Origin of the sequence: Corynebacterium sp. HMSC062A03 (genome assembly GCF_001811145.1) — a bacterium.
Classification (GTDB): Bacteria; Actinomycetota; Actinomycetes; order Mycobacteriales; family Mycobacteriaceae; genus Corynebacterium; species Corynebacterium aurimucosum.
This window is the reverse complement of sequence record NZ_KV803690.1, coordinates 71,338-87,466: the sequence shown is the minus strand read 5'-3', so window position 1 is coordinate 87,466 and position 16,129 is coordinate 71,338. Positions and strand designations below refer to the sequence as shown.

Here is a 16,129-nt window from a genome sequence, read left to right as displayed (position 1 = left end):
GTCCTTGGCCTTTGCCAAGGACGGTTAATCCGCCAAGGACCAGGTGGGGCCGTCGGCGGTGTCGGTGATGGTAATACCCGCGGCTGCAAGGCGGTCGCGCACGGCGTCCGCAGTAGCCCAATCCTTTTCTGCGCGGGCGGTGGTGCGACGCTCCAGTTCGGCACGGACGAGCACGTCCAGGGCCGCATCAGCGCCGCTTTCTTCGCCACTATCTTTCCACTGTTCATCAAGTGGATCAAAGCCAAGAACCGCGGCCATGGCGCGCACCGCCCCAGCGAGGCGCTCGGCCTCTTCACGGTTGCCTTCACTGAGCGCCTTATTGCCCGCGCGCACGGTGGTGTGAATTTCCGCCAGCGCCTTCGGCACAGCGATGTCATCATTCATCGCCTCTTCGAAGGCCGGAGTCCACTCGCCCTTCTCTACGTTTTCGAACTTGCCCACGAAGTCCTCGATGCGGCGGTAGCCAGCCGCAGCTTCGGTCAGCGCTGCCTCGGAGTATTCGAGGACCGAACGGTAATGCGCAGAGCCCAGGTAGTAGCGCAGCTCCACCGGGCGGACGATCTCCAGCATGTTGGCAATGGAGAGCACGTTACCCAAGGACTTCGACATCTTCTCACCGGCCATGGTGACCCAGTGGTTGTGCATCCAGTAGTTGGCAAACTTATCGCCCGCCGCATGGGATTGTGCGATCTCATTTTCGTGGTGCGGGAACTGCAGATCCAAGCCACCGCAGTGGATATCGAATTCGCCGCCTAGGTAGTAGGTGGACATGGCCGAGCACTCCAAGTGCCAGCCCGGCCGGCCACGGCCCCACGGGGTGGGCCAGGACGGCTCACCTGGTTTAGCCGCCTTCCACAGCGCGAAGTCCTGGGGACTGCGCTTGCCAGCGTTGTCTGTTTCGCCCTGTTCCATCTCCTCGACACGGTTGCCAGACAACGCTCCGTAGTCCGAGCCTTCCGTGGCATTCCACGCCGCGACGTCAAAGTAGACGGAACCAGCACCGTCTTCGCCAGGCACGGCATAAGCAAAGCCGGCGTCGATAAGCCGCTGCATGTACTCCACCATCTGGGTGACAAAGCCCGTCGCGCGCGGCTCCACGGAAGGGGGCAGAACGCCCAGGGTGTTATAGGCCTTGGTGAACTCACGCTCGTAGGTGGATACCCACTCCCACCAGGGGCGATTATTCTCAGCGGCCTTGGTGAGGATCTTGTCATCGATATCAGTCACGTTGCGCACGAGTGCCACGTCATAGCCTTGTGCGATAAGCCAGCGGCGCAGAATGTCGAAGGCCACGCCGGAGCGCAGGTGGCCGATGTGTGGCTGGGACTGCGGGGTGGCACCACACAGGTAGATCGACGCGTGCCCGGGACGAACCGGCTCGAACTCACGTTGGCTGCGGGTGGCGGTATCAAAAATGCGCAAAGTACTCACCTGGCCTAGTCTAATTGACTCATCCAGCCGGCAAGTTCAGGACTCCTTAGGCGCGCCAGACTACAGCCGTAGCCACGGCAGCGCGGCCCTCCTTGCGCCCGGTGAAGCCAAGGTGATCCGTCGTCGTGGCCGAAACGGATACTGGGGCGCCGAGGATGTCGCTCAGCACGGCCTCGGCTTCCTTCCTCCGCGGGCCCATCTTGGGGCTCTGGCCAACCAATTGTGCGGCAGCGTTGCCAATGATGAAGCCTTCTTTTTCTAGCAGCTCGCGGCACTCGCGCAGCAACTGGGCGCCGGAAACCCCGTCGTACTCCGGCCGGCCCACGCCGACGAAGGAGCCGAGGTCGCCGAGGTTGGAGGCGGAGAGCAAAGCGTCGACAAGCGCGTGGCTCACCACGTCCCCATCGGAATGGCCCTCGCAGCCATCGACGCCTTCAAAAAGCAGACCTGCGATCCAGCAGGGTTTTCCGGGCTCGATCTGGTGGGCATCGGTAGCGATTCCCACGCGGGGGATGATGGGGTTAGTCACTAGGCACCTCGAAGATGGTCGGTTCGACCTCATCCGTCACGGCTTTCGCCAGGACGAGGTCGATGGGGGTGGTGATTTTAAACGCGAAGGTATCTCCCTGCACGGTCTCCACGCGCTCACCATGCCATTCCATGAGGCTGGCGTCGTCCGTGGCGACGAAGTCGGGGTCCTGCGCCCAATAGTCTAGGTTGGCGCGGCGCAGCGCAGCCAGGCTAAAACCCTGCGGCGTCTGCACAGCGCGCAGACGGGAACGGTCCGGTGTAGACAGCACCGCGGTCCCCTCGACTTCTTTGATGGTGTCTGCCACGGGAAGGACCGGGATAACTGCGGTGGCACCGTCGAGCACGCGCTTGGCGACGCGCGCGATCATCCCCGGCGGCGTCAATGCTCGGGCGGCGTCGTGGATCAGCACCACGGCATCTTCATCCGGGATGGCCTGCAAGCCCGCCCAGACGGAATCGGCGCGCTCACCCCCACCGTGGACGATACGTACGGGAACATCAGAATCGATGCGGTCGAGGATACTGGCGGCGTAGCCCTCCATCGCGGGACTGACCAGAACGATGATCTCATCGACGAATTCTGAGGTGATCATGGCCCGGACAGAACGCTCCAGCAAGGTGCGCCCGCGCAGCTCCACGTAGGCCTTCGGGACTTCGGCCCCGAGGCGCGTTCCCTGACCGGCAGCCGCGACGAGAGCAATGACGCGGGCGGTGGAGCGTTGATTAGTCTTCGTCGTCGAAGGAGAGGTCATCGAGATCGACGTCATTGTCAATGTCGGTGGTAATGGACTTGTCCTCCACCAGGCCAGCGGCGCGGTGGCGCTCGATGGTGGCGTTAATCTCCTCCATCATGGTGTCAGCCTTCTTCTCATCAACCGGCTTAGCCAGGGAAAGCTCGCCCACCAAGATCTGACGGGCCTTAGCCAGCATGCGCTTCTCACCAGCGGACAGGCCGCGGTCCTGATCGCGGCGCCACAAGTCACGCACGACCTCTGCCACCTTGTTGATATCACCGGAGGCGAGGCGCTCTTGGTTCGCCTTGTAGCGGCGGGACCAGTTGCCGGCTTCCTCGACGTCTACTTCGCGCAGAACAGAGAAAACCTTCTCGAGTCCTTCCTTGCCCACAACGTCGCGCACGCCCACCATCTCAACGTTCTTGGAAGGGACACGCACCACCAGGTCGGACTGGTTGATTTGGAGAACGAGGTATTCGAGCTCCTCGCCGCCCATCTCCCGCGTTTCAATCGCCGTAATCTTGGCGGCGCCGTGGTGGGGGTAGACGACGACCTCTCCGACCTTAAATTCCATTGCCACTCCTTGTGAAGCCTTTGAGACGATGCCCATCGTGTGCGCTCGGCGTGCTCTCGGTGGGCCGCATATACAGGGAGTCTATTCTAGCACGCTGCTTTCTACCCCTGCTGCCCCGCCCGGGCGCTGCGCACTGGCTGCACTACACCACTATGGCGGCTGATATAAAGCCCGGCTACCCCCGGTCTACCCAAGGGGTTTAGCGGAAACTGTGTGCTTTCCCCCCGGAGGTACTAGGCTAAAGCGTTGATAAGCTTTGTGATCGCAATTCAATGGAGGACACTCACAGTGCAGTCCCTGAAGTCCGCCGCTCGCTGCGGTGCCATCATGTCAGTTACCGCCCTCTCCGCGCTGGCCTTGGCGTCCTGCTCGGCCGGTCATGTTGCGCAGACCGCGGAAAAGGTGATTGCTGTCGACGGTGCATCCGCAAGCTCCGAAGATGGCAAGGTGGCCGTACGTGACGTCACCATTCAGGTTGAGCCGGACACCGGTGAGACCTCCCTGAAGTTCGTTGCCGTGAACCAGGGCTACAAGGTCGATGACGTTACCCTCGAGTCCGTCAGCGTTGACGGCCAGGATGTGCCCCTGGAGGGCGTCGAGCCGCTTCCGCGCGATCATGCTCTCTACGCCGATTCCCAGGAGAACCTGGACCGCCTCCCCAAGGACGGCAAGGATGAGAAGATCACCTACGTGACCACCTCCCTGGAGAATGAGGACTACGCCTTTGGTGGCTCCCGCCCGGTGACCTTCACCTTCAACACCGGCACCATCGAGGTTGATGCCACCGTGTCTGCCTCCCCGCTGCAGTCCGGTAACTATGACCGCGACCCGCAGTCCACCGAGGGCTACGCCGAGAACAAATAAGCCTTTTCTTCATAGATAAACCGCCCCAGCTGCCAAAGTTGTAGCCCGTGATTTAAAGATTCGGGAAAACTTTGGCAGCTGGGGCGGTTTCTTTTTCGTTTTTGCATAGCGTTAAGAGAGAGAAGAAAAGAGCCGTCCTGCGGCACATGGCCTGCACTGTCGTGCAGGCTGACATCGATGTCCACGCGGCTTACTAGAGTGAGGAGCATGGCAAAAAAGGTTCGTCCCGTCCACACGTGTTCTGAGTGTGGCTTCGTCTCCCCCAAGTGGCTTGGCCGCTGCCCCGAGTGCGGATCATGGGGAACGCTACAGGAAACCGCGGCGGCTGAGAGCGGTACTGCTGCCCAGGCTGCGGTGTCTGGGCGCCGTCCCACAGGCCTAACGCCGACGAGCCCGGCAGTACCGATAACCAAGGTGGGTGTGTCAGCAACGAAGGCCATCACTACCGGCATTGGGGAACTTGACCGAGTCTTGGGCCGCGGCATCGTCCCCGGGTCGGTGGTGCTCATGGCGGGTGAACCGGGAGTCGGCAAATCCACTCTCTTGCTCGAGGTTGCTTCCCGCTGGGCGCAGCTAGGGCGCACTGCACTGTATGCCACCGCGGAAGAATCCGCCGGTCAGGTCCGCGCCCGCGCTGAGCGCACCGGAGCTTTGCACGAGACGCTCTACCTTGCGGCTGAGTCGAATCTCGACGTCGTCTTTGGGCACGTGGAGCAGCTCAAACCCAGCCTGCTCATCGTGGACTCCGTCCAAACCATGCACGCCGCCGGAGTCGAAGGCGTGGCTGGCGGCGTGGCCCAGTCGCGCGCGGTGACCGCTGCCCTGACCACGCTGGCCAAAACCACCGGCATCCCCATCCTCCTCGTCGGGCACGTAACCAAAGACGGCAACGTTGCCGGACCGCGCGTGCTTGAGCACCTCGTGGACGTCGTCCTGAATTTTGAAGGTGACCGTCAATCCTCTCTGCGCCTTCTCCGGGGCCTGAAGAACCGTTTTGGTGCTACCGATGAGATGGGGTGCTTCGAGCAGACCGCGTCCGGAATCCGGGAGGTCGCGGATCCTTCTGGCCTCTTCCTCTCCCACCGCGACAGCACCCCGGATGGCTCGGCGGTGACCGTCGCCATGGATGGTGTGCGCCCCATTCTGGCTGAGGTCCAGGCACTCACCGTGGATCCTGTGGCGAAGAACCCGCGGCGCGTGGTGACGGGGCTTGATGCCAACCGCGTTCCCATGGTGCTCGCAGTGCTCCAGGCCCGCGCGGGCGAACGCACTAACGACAAGGATGCCTATGTGGCCACGGTGGGTGGAATGAAAATTCAGGAGCCGGCAACGGACCTTGCCGTAGCCCTTGCCACGTGGTCTTCCCTGCACGAGCGGCCCTTGCCGCCGAAGACCGTGGTCATCGGGGAGGTTGGCCTCGCCGGAGAGGTGCGCCGCGTGCCCAACCTAGACCGTCGCTTGGCGGAAGCCGCCCGCTTGGGTTACCGCCATGCCCTAGTCCCGCCCGGAAAGGTGGAGGTCAGCGGCAGCATGCAGGTGCGTCAAGCAGCAACGCTAAGCGAAGCAATTGCTGCTCTTAAAGCAGATTAAACGGGAGCGCCGGGGAGTAGTTCTCACCGATGACGGAGTGCAAGAAATAAGCACCCGGCTCAGCGTCCTCGCGGTCGGTGCACTTGCCCGGCTCGGAGCGCTTACGGGACCAATCCGCCTGGAAGTAGCGAGTCTCACCGGATTTGAAGGTTTGCTTGCCGGTTTCCACCGAGGCATAGCAATCGGTATCGGCCCACACGCGCTCGTTAGAGCCCATCTTGTAGACCTCGAAGCGCAGCTGTTCCTCATCCAGATCAATGGAGCAATCTGCCGTTGTCGGGTTAAAGACCTCCAAGTAGAAGGTCGGCATCTTATCGGCTGGAACACTGTCCTCGTTGGTCTTGGCCAGCACCTTGAGGTCTTGGAGGGAACACGTCGTCTTGGTGGGATCAACGGTCAACTCGTCGGGCTTCGCCTCAGAGGATGGCGCTTCCTTGTCCTGCTCACCTTCCTTCGGCTCAGCCGATTCCGAGGCTTCAGCGGAGCCCTCGGCCGCAGTGGACTCGGTTGTCTCCACCGCCGAGGTTGCTTCCTCCGACGGGGCCAAGGTATCCGAAGCCGCTGCTTGCTGTGATTCCGCTCCCGGTTCCTCCGAACCGCTAAAGAGCGCGGTGGCAGCCCAAATAAGAACGATCACGAGTACCAAGATCGCCACGAGCGCAGCAACGCGACGGCGAACATAGATCTCTCGCGGCAGCTGCTTCGGGGTACGGGATGGCTCAGTCACAGCTCTTAGTTTAAGGGGACTAGAGCCCAACCCGGGCCAGCCCGGGGCCGCGTGTCTTGAGCAGCGGCTTCTATGTGCTCACCCGAGGAACCGGGTGAGCACACGGGTTATTCAACGCCGTGTAGGACGACGGTCTCCACGCTGGAATCCTCCAGGAGGTAGCGCAGGCCGACGATGCCGAGCGTGCCGGCGTCGAGAAGCTGGCGCGCAGCCGGCACGTCAGAAATGATCTGGGACACCGTCTGTGCGGTATTCTCGCGTTCGAAATCGGCCCGCTCCTCACGGCCATCGCGCTTGGCCACCATCGAGGCGGCAGCCACGCGCTCAATGATCGGACGCTGCAGGCCCGTCGGCAGATCGCCGCCCGCCAGGAAGTCTGAGGCTGCACCCACCGCGCCGCAGGACTGATGGCCCATGACCACGAGCAGGTTGGCCTTGAGGTTTTCCAGGGCGTAGTCCAGCGAGGCCATCACCGCGCTGTCCAGGATGTGACCGGCGGTGCGGATGACGAAGGCATCGCCGAAACCAATGTTGAACACGTGCTCAATGGGCGCGCGGGAATCGGAACAGGCCAGCACGATCACGCGCGGGTCCTGGCCTTGGGTCAGGCCAGCGCGCAGCTTCGCGTCTTGATTTACGTCGATGAGGTTACCCGTCACCAGTCGGTGGTTACCTTCCTGGAGGGCTTCCCACACCTTCTGCGGGTCTTGAGGGACATCTACTAAAGGCATGTTTCTTAGTCTAGACCCCGCCGCCCTACACTGAGGTGCCTATGGATACCCAAGCTGTCGTGGAATGGTTCGATGCTCATGAGCGCCCCCTGCCGTGGCGCCGGCCGGGTACCTCGGCGTGGGGTGTGCTCTTAAGCGAGGTCATGAGCCAACAAACCCCCGTCGCACGCGTAGCCCCGCAGTGGGAGGAGTGGATGCGCCGCTGGCCTACCCCACAGGACCTTGCGGCGGCCTCCAAGGCGGATGTCCTGCGCGCGTGGGGCAAGCTGGGCTACCCGCGCCGCGCACTGCGCTTATGGGAGTGCGCGAAGAAGATTGGTGAGGGGGAGGTCCCGGGAGACGTCGACAAGCTCTTGGCGTTGCCGGGAATTGGTGAGTACACCGCCCGTGCGGTGGCCTGTTTCCATTTTGGCCACAACGTTCCGGTGGTGGATACCAACGTCCGCCGCATCTACGCCCGCGCCGAGGAGGGGCGCTTCCTCGCCCCGACGCCCGCGAAACGCGAATTAGCACAGGTAGAAGCCTTGCTTCCGGAAGAGAACGGCCCGCGTTTTTCGGCCGCTCTCATGGAACTCGGTGCCTTGGTGTGCACGGCCAAGAACCCGGACTGTGCCGCCTGCCCTATTAAGGCCTCGTGCGCCTGGCAGCTCGCGGGCTGCCCAGAACCTAGTGCGGAGGAGACCGCGCGGGCTAAGAAACGCGTGCAAAAGTTCACCGGCACGGACCGACAGGTGCGGGGGCTGCTTCTCGACGTCCTGCGCGGCTCGCCCCACCCAGTTACCCAGGCCGACCTTGATGCGGTATGGCCGGACGCGGCGCAGCGCTCGCGGGCGCAGGCCTCGCTGCTCAAGGACGGGTTGATGGATGTCAACGACGAGGGTTTGTTCCACCTGCCGCACTAGGCACGTGTGAGAAGTCGATGAGGTGGCCGAAGGTCCAATCGCGGTCGGTCAACAAGCGGGCGAGGATAAGCCCGCAACCGATGGCCGCCACGGCCATCGAGGCGGTGGCGAAGTTGCTCAACGCTTGGTCCATGTTGCCCACGTTGAGGTGATAGACGGTGCGGAACATGGAGGTGCCCGGGATCATGATGACGGACGCCGGCACCGTCGTGGTGATGCGCGGCAGGTGTGCGCGTGTGGAGGCCACCGCGCCCAAGAGCCCGACGATGAGACCGCCGGCGAAAGCGCCGACGTAGACCGTGGCCCCGACCGCGATGAGGAGCAGGCGTACGAGGTTGGCCACCGTTCCCACCGCGGCCGCCACGAGCACCATCCGGCGCGAGGAGTTAAAAAGGAACGCGAATCCGGAAATGCCCAGGAAGCTGGCCGCCGCGGCGGCGAGGTACCACACGGGCGCATAGTCCGGGATTCCCGGTTCCGGGGTCAGCTCCGTGGTCCAGCTGATCAACGCCACGGTAAAGGTGGCGGCGGTGATCACTGTCAGTGCGTAGGTTAGTCGGGATAGCCCAGCCTCGAAGTCGAAGCGCGCGAGGTCAATGAGCGCGGAGAACAACGGGAAGCCGGGAATGAGGAAAAGTACGGCGGCCACATAGCCCGAGGAAAACTCTGACGGGTCCGCCACCCCGGCGGCGGCTACGGCCTCGGTGGTGAAGAAGTACACGAGGCTAGCCACCGTTCCGGCCGCCACGATGCAGCCCAGCTGATGAACGTGCTTGCCGTGTAGGACCGCGCGGGTGAGCTGACCACAAAAAGCGGCGAGGGCCACCAGCAGAATCGCAAGCGGTGTGAAGAAGTTCAGGACCGCAAAAGAGGCGCACGCAATGGACGCCGCCGCGGCTAGGAGCCAGCGGTTCCACCGCTTGACCACCGTCGACTCGATGGAATCAAGCATCTCTGTAAGATCTTCGGCCGTAATGCCCGCGTACAGCTTGTGGTGGGTAAGGTCCTCCAGCGCCTCAATGCGGGAGGCGTCAACTGCCGGCGAATGCTGCTGGGCCACCACGGTGCGAAACTCGCGGCCGCGGTGAAACGTGCACGTTATCTGGGTGACGCCAACGTTGGCGTCGAGCCGATCAAAGCCGAGCGCGCGGGCGGCACGTTTCATGCCGCGCAGCACGCGGTAGCCGGACGTTCCCGCGCCCATGAGCATCATGCCTAGGCGCAGGACGACGTCCGCCTCGTACCCCATGCGGACATAGTCGCTGTTGGGGTGAGAAGTCATTAGCGCCAGCGTCCCCGGAAATTCAGTCCGCCGGGCAGGTTGACCCACATGCCGCCGCGGGAGTTAAAGGTCACGGGGCCGACCTTCGTCGACATCGACGCACCGGAACCGGAAACGTTAATCCAGCTATTCTTTCCGGTCTTCTTGCGCTTGCGAAAATAGATTCCCATGCGCGCTAGCTTAGCGCAGCGAAGCCGCTGCGCACCGGCGACAGAGCGATTACCCTTACGGCACGAATCTGATCTCTCCTCGCGCACTCGTGGCGGCCCTCGCGCTCGCGGCTACCGCACTGGCACCCGCAGTGGCATCGGCGGCGCCCACCAACTGCCAGGCTCCCTAAGCCCTAGTGCAGACCGTCCAGGGATGAAAATGGCTCCTCTGCCTCGATGTCATGCAGGGGCACGCGTACCCAAGGCGAATCACTGTGTGCGAGCAACTCGGTGAGCCGTTGCGATTGATCCTTCATCGCAGCGGCGACGTCGGGCTCACCGTCACTTGCCCAGATCATTCGACCCCACCAGAAGCTTGCGGCTACGTCAGCCCACGACACGAAGTAGCGCTGCAGGGCCGCCACGGCCTTATCTGAAATCTGAAGGAACTCTTCTGGAGAGATCCAACCCAGCTCCGTTGCCGGACCACCAACGTTGTGAATTCGGATTATGTCCCATGCGCGAGTCGTGGCGGGCAATGCCGGAGCTGCTGCTTTGGCAAAGCCCTCCGAACGCAACATCCTTACGAGGTAGCGGAACTTATGTTCTCCACGACGCGGATCCGCGCCTTGGGCAACAAAGAAGTCTTTAAGGAACTCGACCTTTTCCTCCACTTCCGCATCTAGCTCGCGCTCGGGGACGTCCTTCACGGCGTATGCGAGCGGTAAAATAAAGTCATTTTCCACGTGCTGACTGCCTTCGAGCAACACGTCAATAGCCTGGTGCGCTTCCTGTGCACCAGTGACCCCCCAGTTTTGCTCGAGAGATGCTTTGTAGTACTTGGCCGTCCTTGCATTGATGTCCTCAACCCCTAGCGGAGTCGCAAACGCCTTATTGCTCTTGTATATCATTCCCCAAGAGTGGCGGCGCACTTCATCTTTGCTCGGCGCCGGTTCCGGCCACGGGAACTTTGTAAGGCGGTAGATCCAAGTATCATCAAACTTTGCTGGCGTGAACGTTGAGCTCATATCTTCACAAAGTACCGAGGTTCCCAACGTGGATCCGTGGCGCCCCCTCCGTCACCCCTATGTTGGGGAGTGACGGACGCCATATCGCAGCACACACAGTCATCATTTTTGATGTGTTGTTAGTCTCGTGTGCATGACAGGACCCCAAATTGCATTGACAGACCGGCCAGATCTCGGCGCCGCGCTTAAACGTGCTGGTGATTCCGAGATTGTGCACACTGCCGCCGCAGCCGTTGTGGAAGGCCTTGGTGTCGACGAGATTGTCTTGGAAGCCGCCCCCACGAAAGCAAGCGGGGTGGATGGTGCCGCGTTTGTCACCAACCGTAGGATCCTCGTGACCGCCGATAAGAAGGATCCATCTCATTTTGAGTTCCTTGAACTGGACAGCCTCGGCAACGTCACAGTTCTGCCCTACAAGGGTGGCTGGACCGTCGTGGCTCAGCTCTACAGCACCTACAAAGTGTGGAGCGGGTTCACGGAGAAGGCCGCGCGTCGCGTGCAGTTTGCCACCCAGTGGGCCCTGACCGCAGGCCGGGAGGCACGAACGGAGGCCTCGCGCGCGGTGTCTTCGGAAGAACTTTTTAAGCGATGGAAAGAAAACAAGCACCGTCTCAATCGCAACAGCGTGGAAGAGCGCGTTGCGTCGATGCACTCCCTGTATTCCGACATTGATTCACGGTGGTGGACTGAATAATGAGCAGACTTGCATACCCGGGTTCGCCCGACCACTTTAACGGGGCAGAAGACACCTCACACATCGAAGCAGGCCAGATAATTGCGGATAATGGCTATCGCCATTTCATCAAGCACGGCTCACCACTAGACGCCGGCACGTCTCCGAAGAGCGCCTCGGGCACCGCCTCACCCTCGTCGAACCCCACCGCGGGAACCACAGGCACCCACTCCAATGACTCAAAGCAGGGTCTCAGCGTTAAGAAGCAGCTGTTGCTCCTCCCGCTCGTGATCGCGGTCATCGTGGTGGTAGCGATTGGCTACGTTGCACTTAAAGACGCGCTCTTTGGTGATAAATCAGAGGATTCGGCTGCTCCCGAACAACCGGCCGCTGAGGCACCTGCCGATTCTGGGGCTTCCAACGGTGGCGCTACCGGCGCGACCGGTGGAGCAACCACTGGCGACACTCAAAGTGGCCTCACCCCTGCTGACCAAGCACCCGAGCCGATTACTGACTTCGTGGAGGCTTGCACGGATTATGAAGTGGTGTTCAGCTACTACGGCGCGGATAACTCCCCTGCCCCAGAAGCAATGGGCACCAACTGCTCCGTGGATACGACGAAAGCACCTGAGGTTGGTTACGTGGTCTTCACCGATGACCCTGCCGCCACCGCCGCCGTTCGTGACGGCAAGCCCGTCCTAGACGGCATTGAGATTCCGGCAGAATCAACGCGTGGCTCCACATTCAAAGCACAGCGAGTCGAGTCCCTCATCACTGTTCAGGAAATCCTCCCAGATGATAAGGGAATCGTTGAGTACATGATCAAAAATAATGACCCTGAGGTGGCAAAGAAAGCTCTGGTAGACCTCGGCGTGGCCAAGTAGAGCTAGAACGCGCACTTCTACCCGCCGCCTTCTGTTTTCATTTTATTGTCAATAAGAGTCGGTGGTGATAAGCTGAGTGCATGGCACACGAGCACCACGACCACGATCACTCCGGCACACCGCTACGCGCACTCCTCATAGCGCTGAGCATTACCGGCACCGTCTTCTTCGCGGAGCTGATCGGCGGCTGGTTGGCGGGCTCAATGGCGCTGATGGCCGATGCGATGCACATGCTTTCCGACGCCGCCGGGCTCATCATTGCGGTGATTGCGGTGTTGATTGGGCGTCGACAAGCATCAGCCCAGGCCACATACGGCTACCGGCGAGTGGAGGTGCTTGCGGCGCTGGCAAATGCGGTGATGGTGCTGGCGATCTCGGTGTGGATTGTCGTCGAAGCGGTGCGCCGCCTACAGAACCCGGCCGAGGTGCAGGGCGAGGCAATGCTGATCATCGCGGGCATCGGTCTCGTGGCGAATGCACTGTCGGCGTGGGTGCTCCACCGGCACCGCGAATCCTCAATTAACGTGGAGGGCGCGTTCTTGCACGTGCTGGTGGATTTGCTCGGCTCGGTCGCCGTGATTGTGGCGGGCATCGTGGTGCTGACCACGGGGTTTGTGGCGGCGGACGTGATCGCCTCCCTCGTGATCGCGGCGATGGTGCTGCCGCGCGCCTGGCAGCTCATGCGGTTGTCGGCGAGCGTGCTGCTCGAGCAGGTTCCGGCGGGCTTCGACGCCAGCGTGATCGAGCCCGCGCTGCGGCAGGTCGAGGGCGTTGCCGATATCCATGACCTGCACCTGTGGAGCCTGGATGGTGTAAACGTGCTCACGACCGTGCACATCGTGCGCGACGGCACCGTCGACACCGGCCCACTGTTGGATGCCGCCCAGCAGGCTCTGCGTGAACACGGCATCGAGCACTCCACCATCCAGATCGAACACCCGGAGCACGAATCCCACGAGACCGTGTGCTGATTCCTTTTTATTAGTCGGTGGGATAGCCCACCCACCGGTCACACAAAGAAAGCCCCGATCCGCACGAAGTTCACATGCGGTTCGGGGCTATTCCTTATGGACCCAGTGTGGGTCCCGAGTCAGTGCTTAGAGCGGCTGGCCAGCACCGGCACCTGCCGGCGGCGGGTTGCCGTCATCACCATCATCGTTGTGGGATTCCTCAGCGGAGTCGCTACCTGACTCGTCGAGGACGTCCGGGGTGACAGTGTCGGGGCCATCGGAGTCTGGGCCGTGAGTTTCGGCGTCGATTTCGGTGGCCAGTTCCTCATCGGCCTCACGCACGGCGGTCTCCTCGAGATCCTTGTCGAAGGTGTCCTCCGGCAGAGGGCGCGGACGCGGGGTGAAGGTGAAGGTGGCAGAAGAGTTGTCCTTGGACTCGCCGTCCCAGCCTTCAACGTCCACGGTGATGATTTCACCGGCGCCGATTTCGCCAAAGAGGATCTTCTCGGAGAGCTGATCCTCAATCTCGCGCTGGATGGTGCGGCGCAACGGGCGAGCACCCAAGACTGGATCGAAGCCACGCTTGGCCAACAGATCCTTGGCCTTCTGGGTGAGCTCGATGCCCATGTCACGCTCGGCAAGCTGCTTCTCCACGCGGGCGATGAGCAGCTCGACCATTTCGACGATCTGCTCCTGCGTGAGCTGGTGGAAGACCACAATCTCATCAATACGGTTCAGGAACTCGGGGCGGAAGTGCTTCTTCAGCTCGTCGTTGACCTTGTTCTTCATGCGCTCGTACTGCGCATCGGCGTCATTCTCCGAAGAGCCGGTGAAGCCCAGTCCCACGGCCTTCGAGATGTCCTGGGTACCCAGGTTGGAGGTGAAAATGAGCACCGTGTTCTTGAAGTCCACCACGCGGCCCTGACCATCGGTCAGGCGGCCATCCTCCAACACCTGCAGAAGGGTGTTGTAGATCTCCTTGTGGGCCTTCTCGATCTCATCGAAGAGCACCACGGAGAAAGGCTTACGGCGAACCTTCTCGGTCAGCTGGCCGCCCTCTTCGTAACCAACGTAACCCGGAGGGGCACCGAAGAGGCGGGACGCGGTGAAGCGATCGTGGAACTCACCCATATCGATCTGGATGAGGTCATCATCCGAACCGAAGAGGAAGTTAGCCAAGGACTTCGACAGCTCCGTCTTACCCACACCGGACGGGCCAGCGAAGATGAAGGAACCAGAAGGACGACGCGGGTCCTTCAGGCCAGCACGGGTGCGGCGGATGGCTCGGGAGACGGCCTTGACGGCATCGTCCTGGCCAATGATGCGCTTGTGCAGCTCCTCTTCCATGTTGAGGAGGCGGTTGGATTCCTTCTCAGTAAGCTTGAGAACCGGAATACCGGTCCAGTGAGCGAGGACCTCTGCGATCTGCTCCTCACCAACCTCGGCGATTTCCTCCAAGTCACCGGAGCGCCACTGCTTCTCCTTCTCCGCACGCTCTTCACCGAGCTTGCGCTCCTTATCGCGCAAACCAGCGGCCTTTTCAAAGTCCTGCGCGTCAATCGCCGCTTCCTTTTCCTTGCGGACCTCGGCGATGCGGTCATCGACTTCACGCAGACCTTCCGGAGCGGTCATGCGCTTAATACGCATGCGGGCGCCGGCCTCATCGAGGAGGTCGACAGCCTTATCCGGCAGGAAGCGGTCATTGATGTAGCGGTCAGACAGGGAGGCCGCTGCCTTCAGCGCCTCATCGGTGTAGGAGACACGGTGATGTGCCTCGTACTTATCGCGCAGACCCTTGAGGATGAGGATGGTGTCATCGAGAGAAGGCTCGTCCACCTTGACCGGCTGGAAGCGGCGCTCGAGAGCAGCATCCTTCTCAATGTGCTTGCGGTACTCATCCAAGGTGGTGGCACCAATAGTCTGCAGTTCGCCGCGAGCCAGCTTCGGCTTCAACAGCGAAGCGGCATCGATAGCGCCCTCGGCGGCACCGGCGCCGACCAGGGTGTGGATCTCATCGATGAAGAGGATGATGTCACCGCGCTGGTTAATCTCCTTGAGCACCTTCTTCAGGCGTTCCTCGAAGTCACCGCGGTAGCGCGAACCGGCCACCAGGGAGCCCAGGTCCAGCGAGTAGAGCTGCTTATCCTTAAGGGTCTCCGGGACCTTGCCGTTAACGATATCGAGGGCCAGACCTTCGACCACGGCGGTCTTACCCACGCCGGGCTCACCGATGAGCACCGGGTTATTCTTCGTGCGGCGGGACAGCACCTGCATAATGCGTTCGATCTCAGAATCGCGGCCCACTACCGGGTCCAGCTTGCCATCGCGCGCCGCCTGGGTGAGGTTGCGGCCGAACTGGTCCAGCACCAGGGAGTTGGAACGCTCACCGGAGCCGCCTGGGCCGCCACGTCCACCCTGGCCAGCGCCGGCACCGGCGCCCACCGGACCTGCACCACCCTGGGACTGGTTGCCCTCTCCCTCGTTGCCCTCATAGCCGGAGAGCAGCTGGATAACCTGCTGGCGAACACGCGGCAAGTCAGCGCCCAACTTCGTCAGCACCTGGGCTGCTACGCCATCGCCCTCGCGGATGAGACCGAGCAGCAGGAATTCGGTGCCGATGTACTTGTGGCCCATCTGCAGACCCTCACGCAGCGAGAGCTCCAGAACCTTCTTCGCGCGCGGGGTAAAGGGGATGTGGCCGGTGTGCGGCTGAGAACCTTGACCAATAATCTCTTCCACCTCACGGCGGACATCCTCCAGCGAGATGCCCATGGACTCCAAGGCCTTGGCTGCTACGCCCTCGCCTTCGTGGATAAGTCCCAGGAGGATGTGCTCGGTGCCGATGTAATTGTGGTTGAGCATGCGTGCTTCTTCTTGCGCCAAAACGATGACGCGGCGAGCACGGTCAGTAAACCTCTCGAACATTACCTCTTACCTTTCGCTCTAAATGTGTCATCCACTGTAACGCGCGGGGAGGACACTCCATCCACGATTTCCCTCCCCTCTTCCACAAAACCCACATTTCCGCAGGTAAAAGCACTGTACGCCGGTAGCGAACAGGACCTAATGAAGGAGCTTT

The 16,129-nt window shown here is 61.7% G+C and carries 17 protein-coding genes; 6 read left to right on the top strand and 11 right to left on the bottom strand.

The features are described from left to right. Positions 1 to 24: 24 nt before the first annotated feature. From cysS to HMPREF2781_RS09325, 4 genes are read right to left on the bottom strand one after another with little or no spacing between them, the layout of a single operon-like run. Positions 25 to 1,431, bottom strand: a complete 1,407-nt coding sequence (gene cysS / locus HMPREF2781_RS09340; protein ID WP_070645582.1) for a cysteine--tRNA ligase — start codon at positions 1,429 to 1,431, stop codon at positions 25 to 27. A 46-nt stretch (positions 1,432 to 1,477) separates the two neighbouring features. Next, positions 1,478 to 1,960: a 2-C-methyl-D-erythritol 2,4-cyclodiphosphate synthase gene (ispF, locus tag HMPREF2781_RS09335; RefSeq protein WP_070645580.1), complete on the bottom strand. Its 483-nt coding sequence runs from the start codon at positions 1,958 to 1,960 to the stop codon at positions 1,478 to 1,480. Further along, on the bottom strand, positions 1,953 to 2,714 hold the full coding sequence (ispD, locus tag HMPREF2781_RS09330; protein WP_070645578.1) for a 2-C-methyl-D-erythritol 4-phosphate cytidylyltransferase: 762 nt from the start codon (positions 2,712 to 2,714) through the stop codon (positions 1,953 to 1,955). Before ispD ends, ispF begins: the two co-directional genes overlap by 8 nt. After that, the gene (locus tag HMPREF2781_RS09325; protein WP_010188874.1) at positions 2,686 to 3,270 is read right to left on the bottom strand and encodes a CarD family transcriptional regulator; all 585 of its coding nucleotides are present in this window, start codon (positions 3,268 to 3,270) and stop codon (positions 2,686 to 2,688) included. The genes ispD and HMPREF2781_RS09325 overlap by 29 nt, the downstream gene beginning before the upstream one ends. Before the next feature lie 288 nt (positions 3,271 to 3,558). On the opposite strand from HMPREF2781_RS09325, the gene HMPREF2781_RS09320 reads away from it, so the two are divergent. Next, positions 3,559 to 4,134 carry a hypothetical protein gene (locus HMPREF2781_RS09320; protein WP_070645576.1) on the top strand — a complete coding sequence of 192 codons (576 nt, stop codon included), beginning with the start codon at positions 3,559 to 3,561 and terminating at the stop codon, positions 4,132 to 4,134. On the opposite strand, the gene HMPREF2781_RS12430 is transcribed toward HMPREF2781_RS09320, so the two are convergent. After that, complete coding sequence (locus HMPREF2781_RS12430) at positions 4,116 to 4,319, bottom strand: hypothetical protein (protein ID WP_141750584.1); 204 nt, start codon at positions 4,317 to 4,319, stop codon at positions 4,116 to 4,118. The genes HMPREF2781_RS09320 and HMPREF2781_RS12430 overlap by 19 nt on opposite strands. A gap of 22 nt (positions 4,320 to 4,341) precedes the next feature. On the opposite strand from HMPREF2781_RS12430, the gene radA reads away from it, so the two are divergent. Beyond that, the gene (gene radA / locus HMPREF2781_RS09315) at positions 4,342 to 5,724 is read left to right on the top strand and encodes a DNA repair protein RadA (protein ID WP_070645574.1); all 1,383 of its coding nucleotides are present in this window, start codon (positions 4,342 to 4,344) and stop codon (positions 5,722 to 5,724) included. On the opposite strand, the gene HMPREF2781_RS09310 is transcribed toward radA, so the two are convergent. Then, positions 5,711 to 6,451: a hypothetical protein gene (locus HMPREF2781_RS09310; protein WP_070645572.1), complete on the bottom strand. Its 741-nt coding sequence runs from the start codon at positions 6,449 to 6,451 to the stop codon at positions 5,711 to 5,713. The two genes, radA and HMPREF2781_RS09310, sit on opposite strands and share 14 nt — an antisense overlap. Before the next feature lie 107 nt (positions 6,452 to 6,558). After that, complete coding sequence (locus HMPREF2781_RS09305) at positions 6,559 to 7,182, bottom strand: carbonic anhydrase (RefSeq protein ID WP_070445954.1); 624 nt, start codon at positions 7,180 to 7,182, stop codon at positions 6,559 to 6,561. Between the two features lie 41 nt (positions 7,183 to 7,223). Here HMPREF2781_RS09305 and HMPREF2781_RS09300 point away from each other — a divergent pair, with 41 nt between their 5' ends. Continuing rightward, positions 7,224 to 8,084, top strand: coding sequence for an HhH-GPD family protein (locus tag HMPREF2781_RS09300; protein WP_070645570.1), 861 nt, complete (start codon positions 7,224 to 7,226; stop codon positions 8,082 to 8,084). Here HMPREF2781_RS09300 and HMPREF2781_RS09295 read toward each other — a convergent pair. The 3 genes from HMPREF2781_RS09295 to HMPREF2781_RS09290 form a co-directional block, all read right to left on the bottom strand. After that, positions 8,050 to 9,366: a threonine/serine exporter family protein gene (locus HMPREF2781_RS09295; RefSeq protein ID WP_070645568.1), complete on the bottom strand. Its 1,317-nt coding sequence runs from the start codon at positions 9,364 to 9,366 to the stop codon at positions 8,050 to 8,052. The genes HMPREF2781_RS09300 and HMPREF2781_RS09295 overlap by 35 nt on opposite strands. Next, entirely contained in the window at positions 9,366 to 9,536 is a 171-nt protein-coding gene (locus HMPREF2781_RS12270; RefSeq protein WP_010188861.1) for a DUF4236 domain-containing protein, read from the bottom strand. The genes HMPREF2781_RS09295 and HMPREF2781_RS12270 overlap by 1 nt, the downstream gene beginning before the upstream one ends. 173 nt (positions 9,537 to 9,709) lie before the next feature. Further along, positions 9,710 to 10,543: a DUF1266 domain-containing protein gene (locus HMPREF2781_RS09290; RefSeq protein WP_070445939.1), complete on the bottom strand. Its 834-nt coding sequence runs from the start codon at positions 10,541 to 10,543 to the stop codon at positions 9,710 to 9,712. Positions 10,544 to 10,676: 133 nt separating this feature from the next. On the opposite strand from HMPREF2781_RS09290, the gene HMPREF2781_RS09285 reads away from it, so the two are divergent. From HMPREF2781_RS09285 to HMPREF2781_RS09275, 3 genes are all read left to right on the top strand, one after another. Next, entirely contained in the window at positions 10,677 to 11,237 is a 561-nt protein-coding gene (locus tag HMPREF2781_RS09285; protein WP_070645566.1) for a hypothetical protein, read from the top strand. Further along, a complete protein-coding gene (locus HMPREF2781_RS09280; RefSeq protein ID WP_070645564.1) occupies positions 11,237 to 12,100 on the top strand; it encodes a hypothetical protein in 864 nt (287 codons plus the stop codon). The genes HMPREF2781_RS09285 and HMPREF2781_RS09280 overlap by 1 nt, the downstream gene beginning before the upstream one ends. 80 nt (positions 12,101 to 12,180) lie before the next feature. After that, complete coding sequence (locus HMPREF2781_RS09275; RefSeq protein ID WP_070645562.1) at positions 12,181 to 13,071, top strand: cation diffusion facilitator family transporter; 891 nt, start codon at positions 12,181 to 12,183, stop codon at positions 13,069 to 13,071. A 126-nt stretch (positions 13,072 to 13,197) separates the two neighbouring features. On the opposite strand, the gene HMPREF2781_RS09270 is transcribed toward HMPREF2781_RS09275, so the two are convergent. After that, positions 13,198 to 15,975: an ATP-dependent Clp protease ATP-binding subunit gene (locus tag HMPREF2781_RS09270; protein WP_070645561.1), complete on the bottom strand. Its 2,778-nt coding sequence runs from the start codon at positions 15,973 to 15,975 to the stop codon at positions 13,198 to 13,200. Between the last annotated feature and the right edge of the window lie 154 nt (positions 15,976 to 16,129).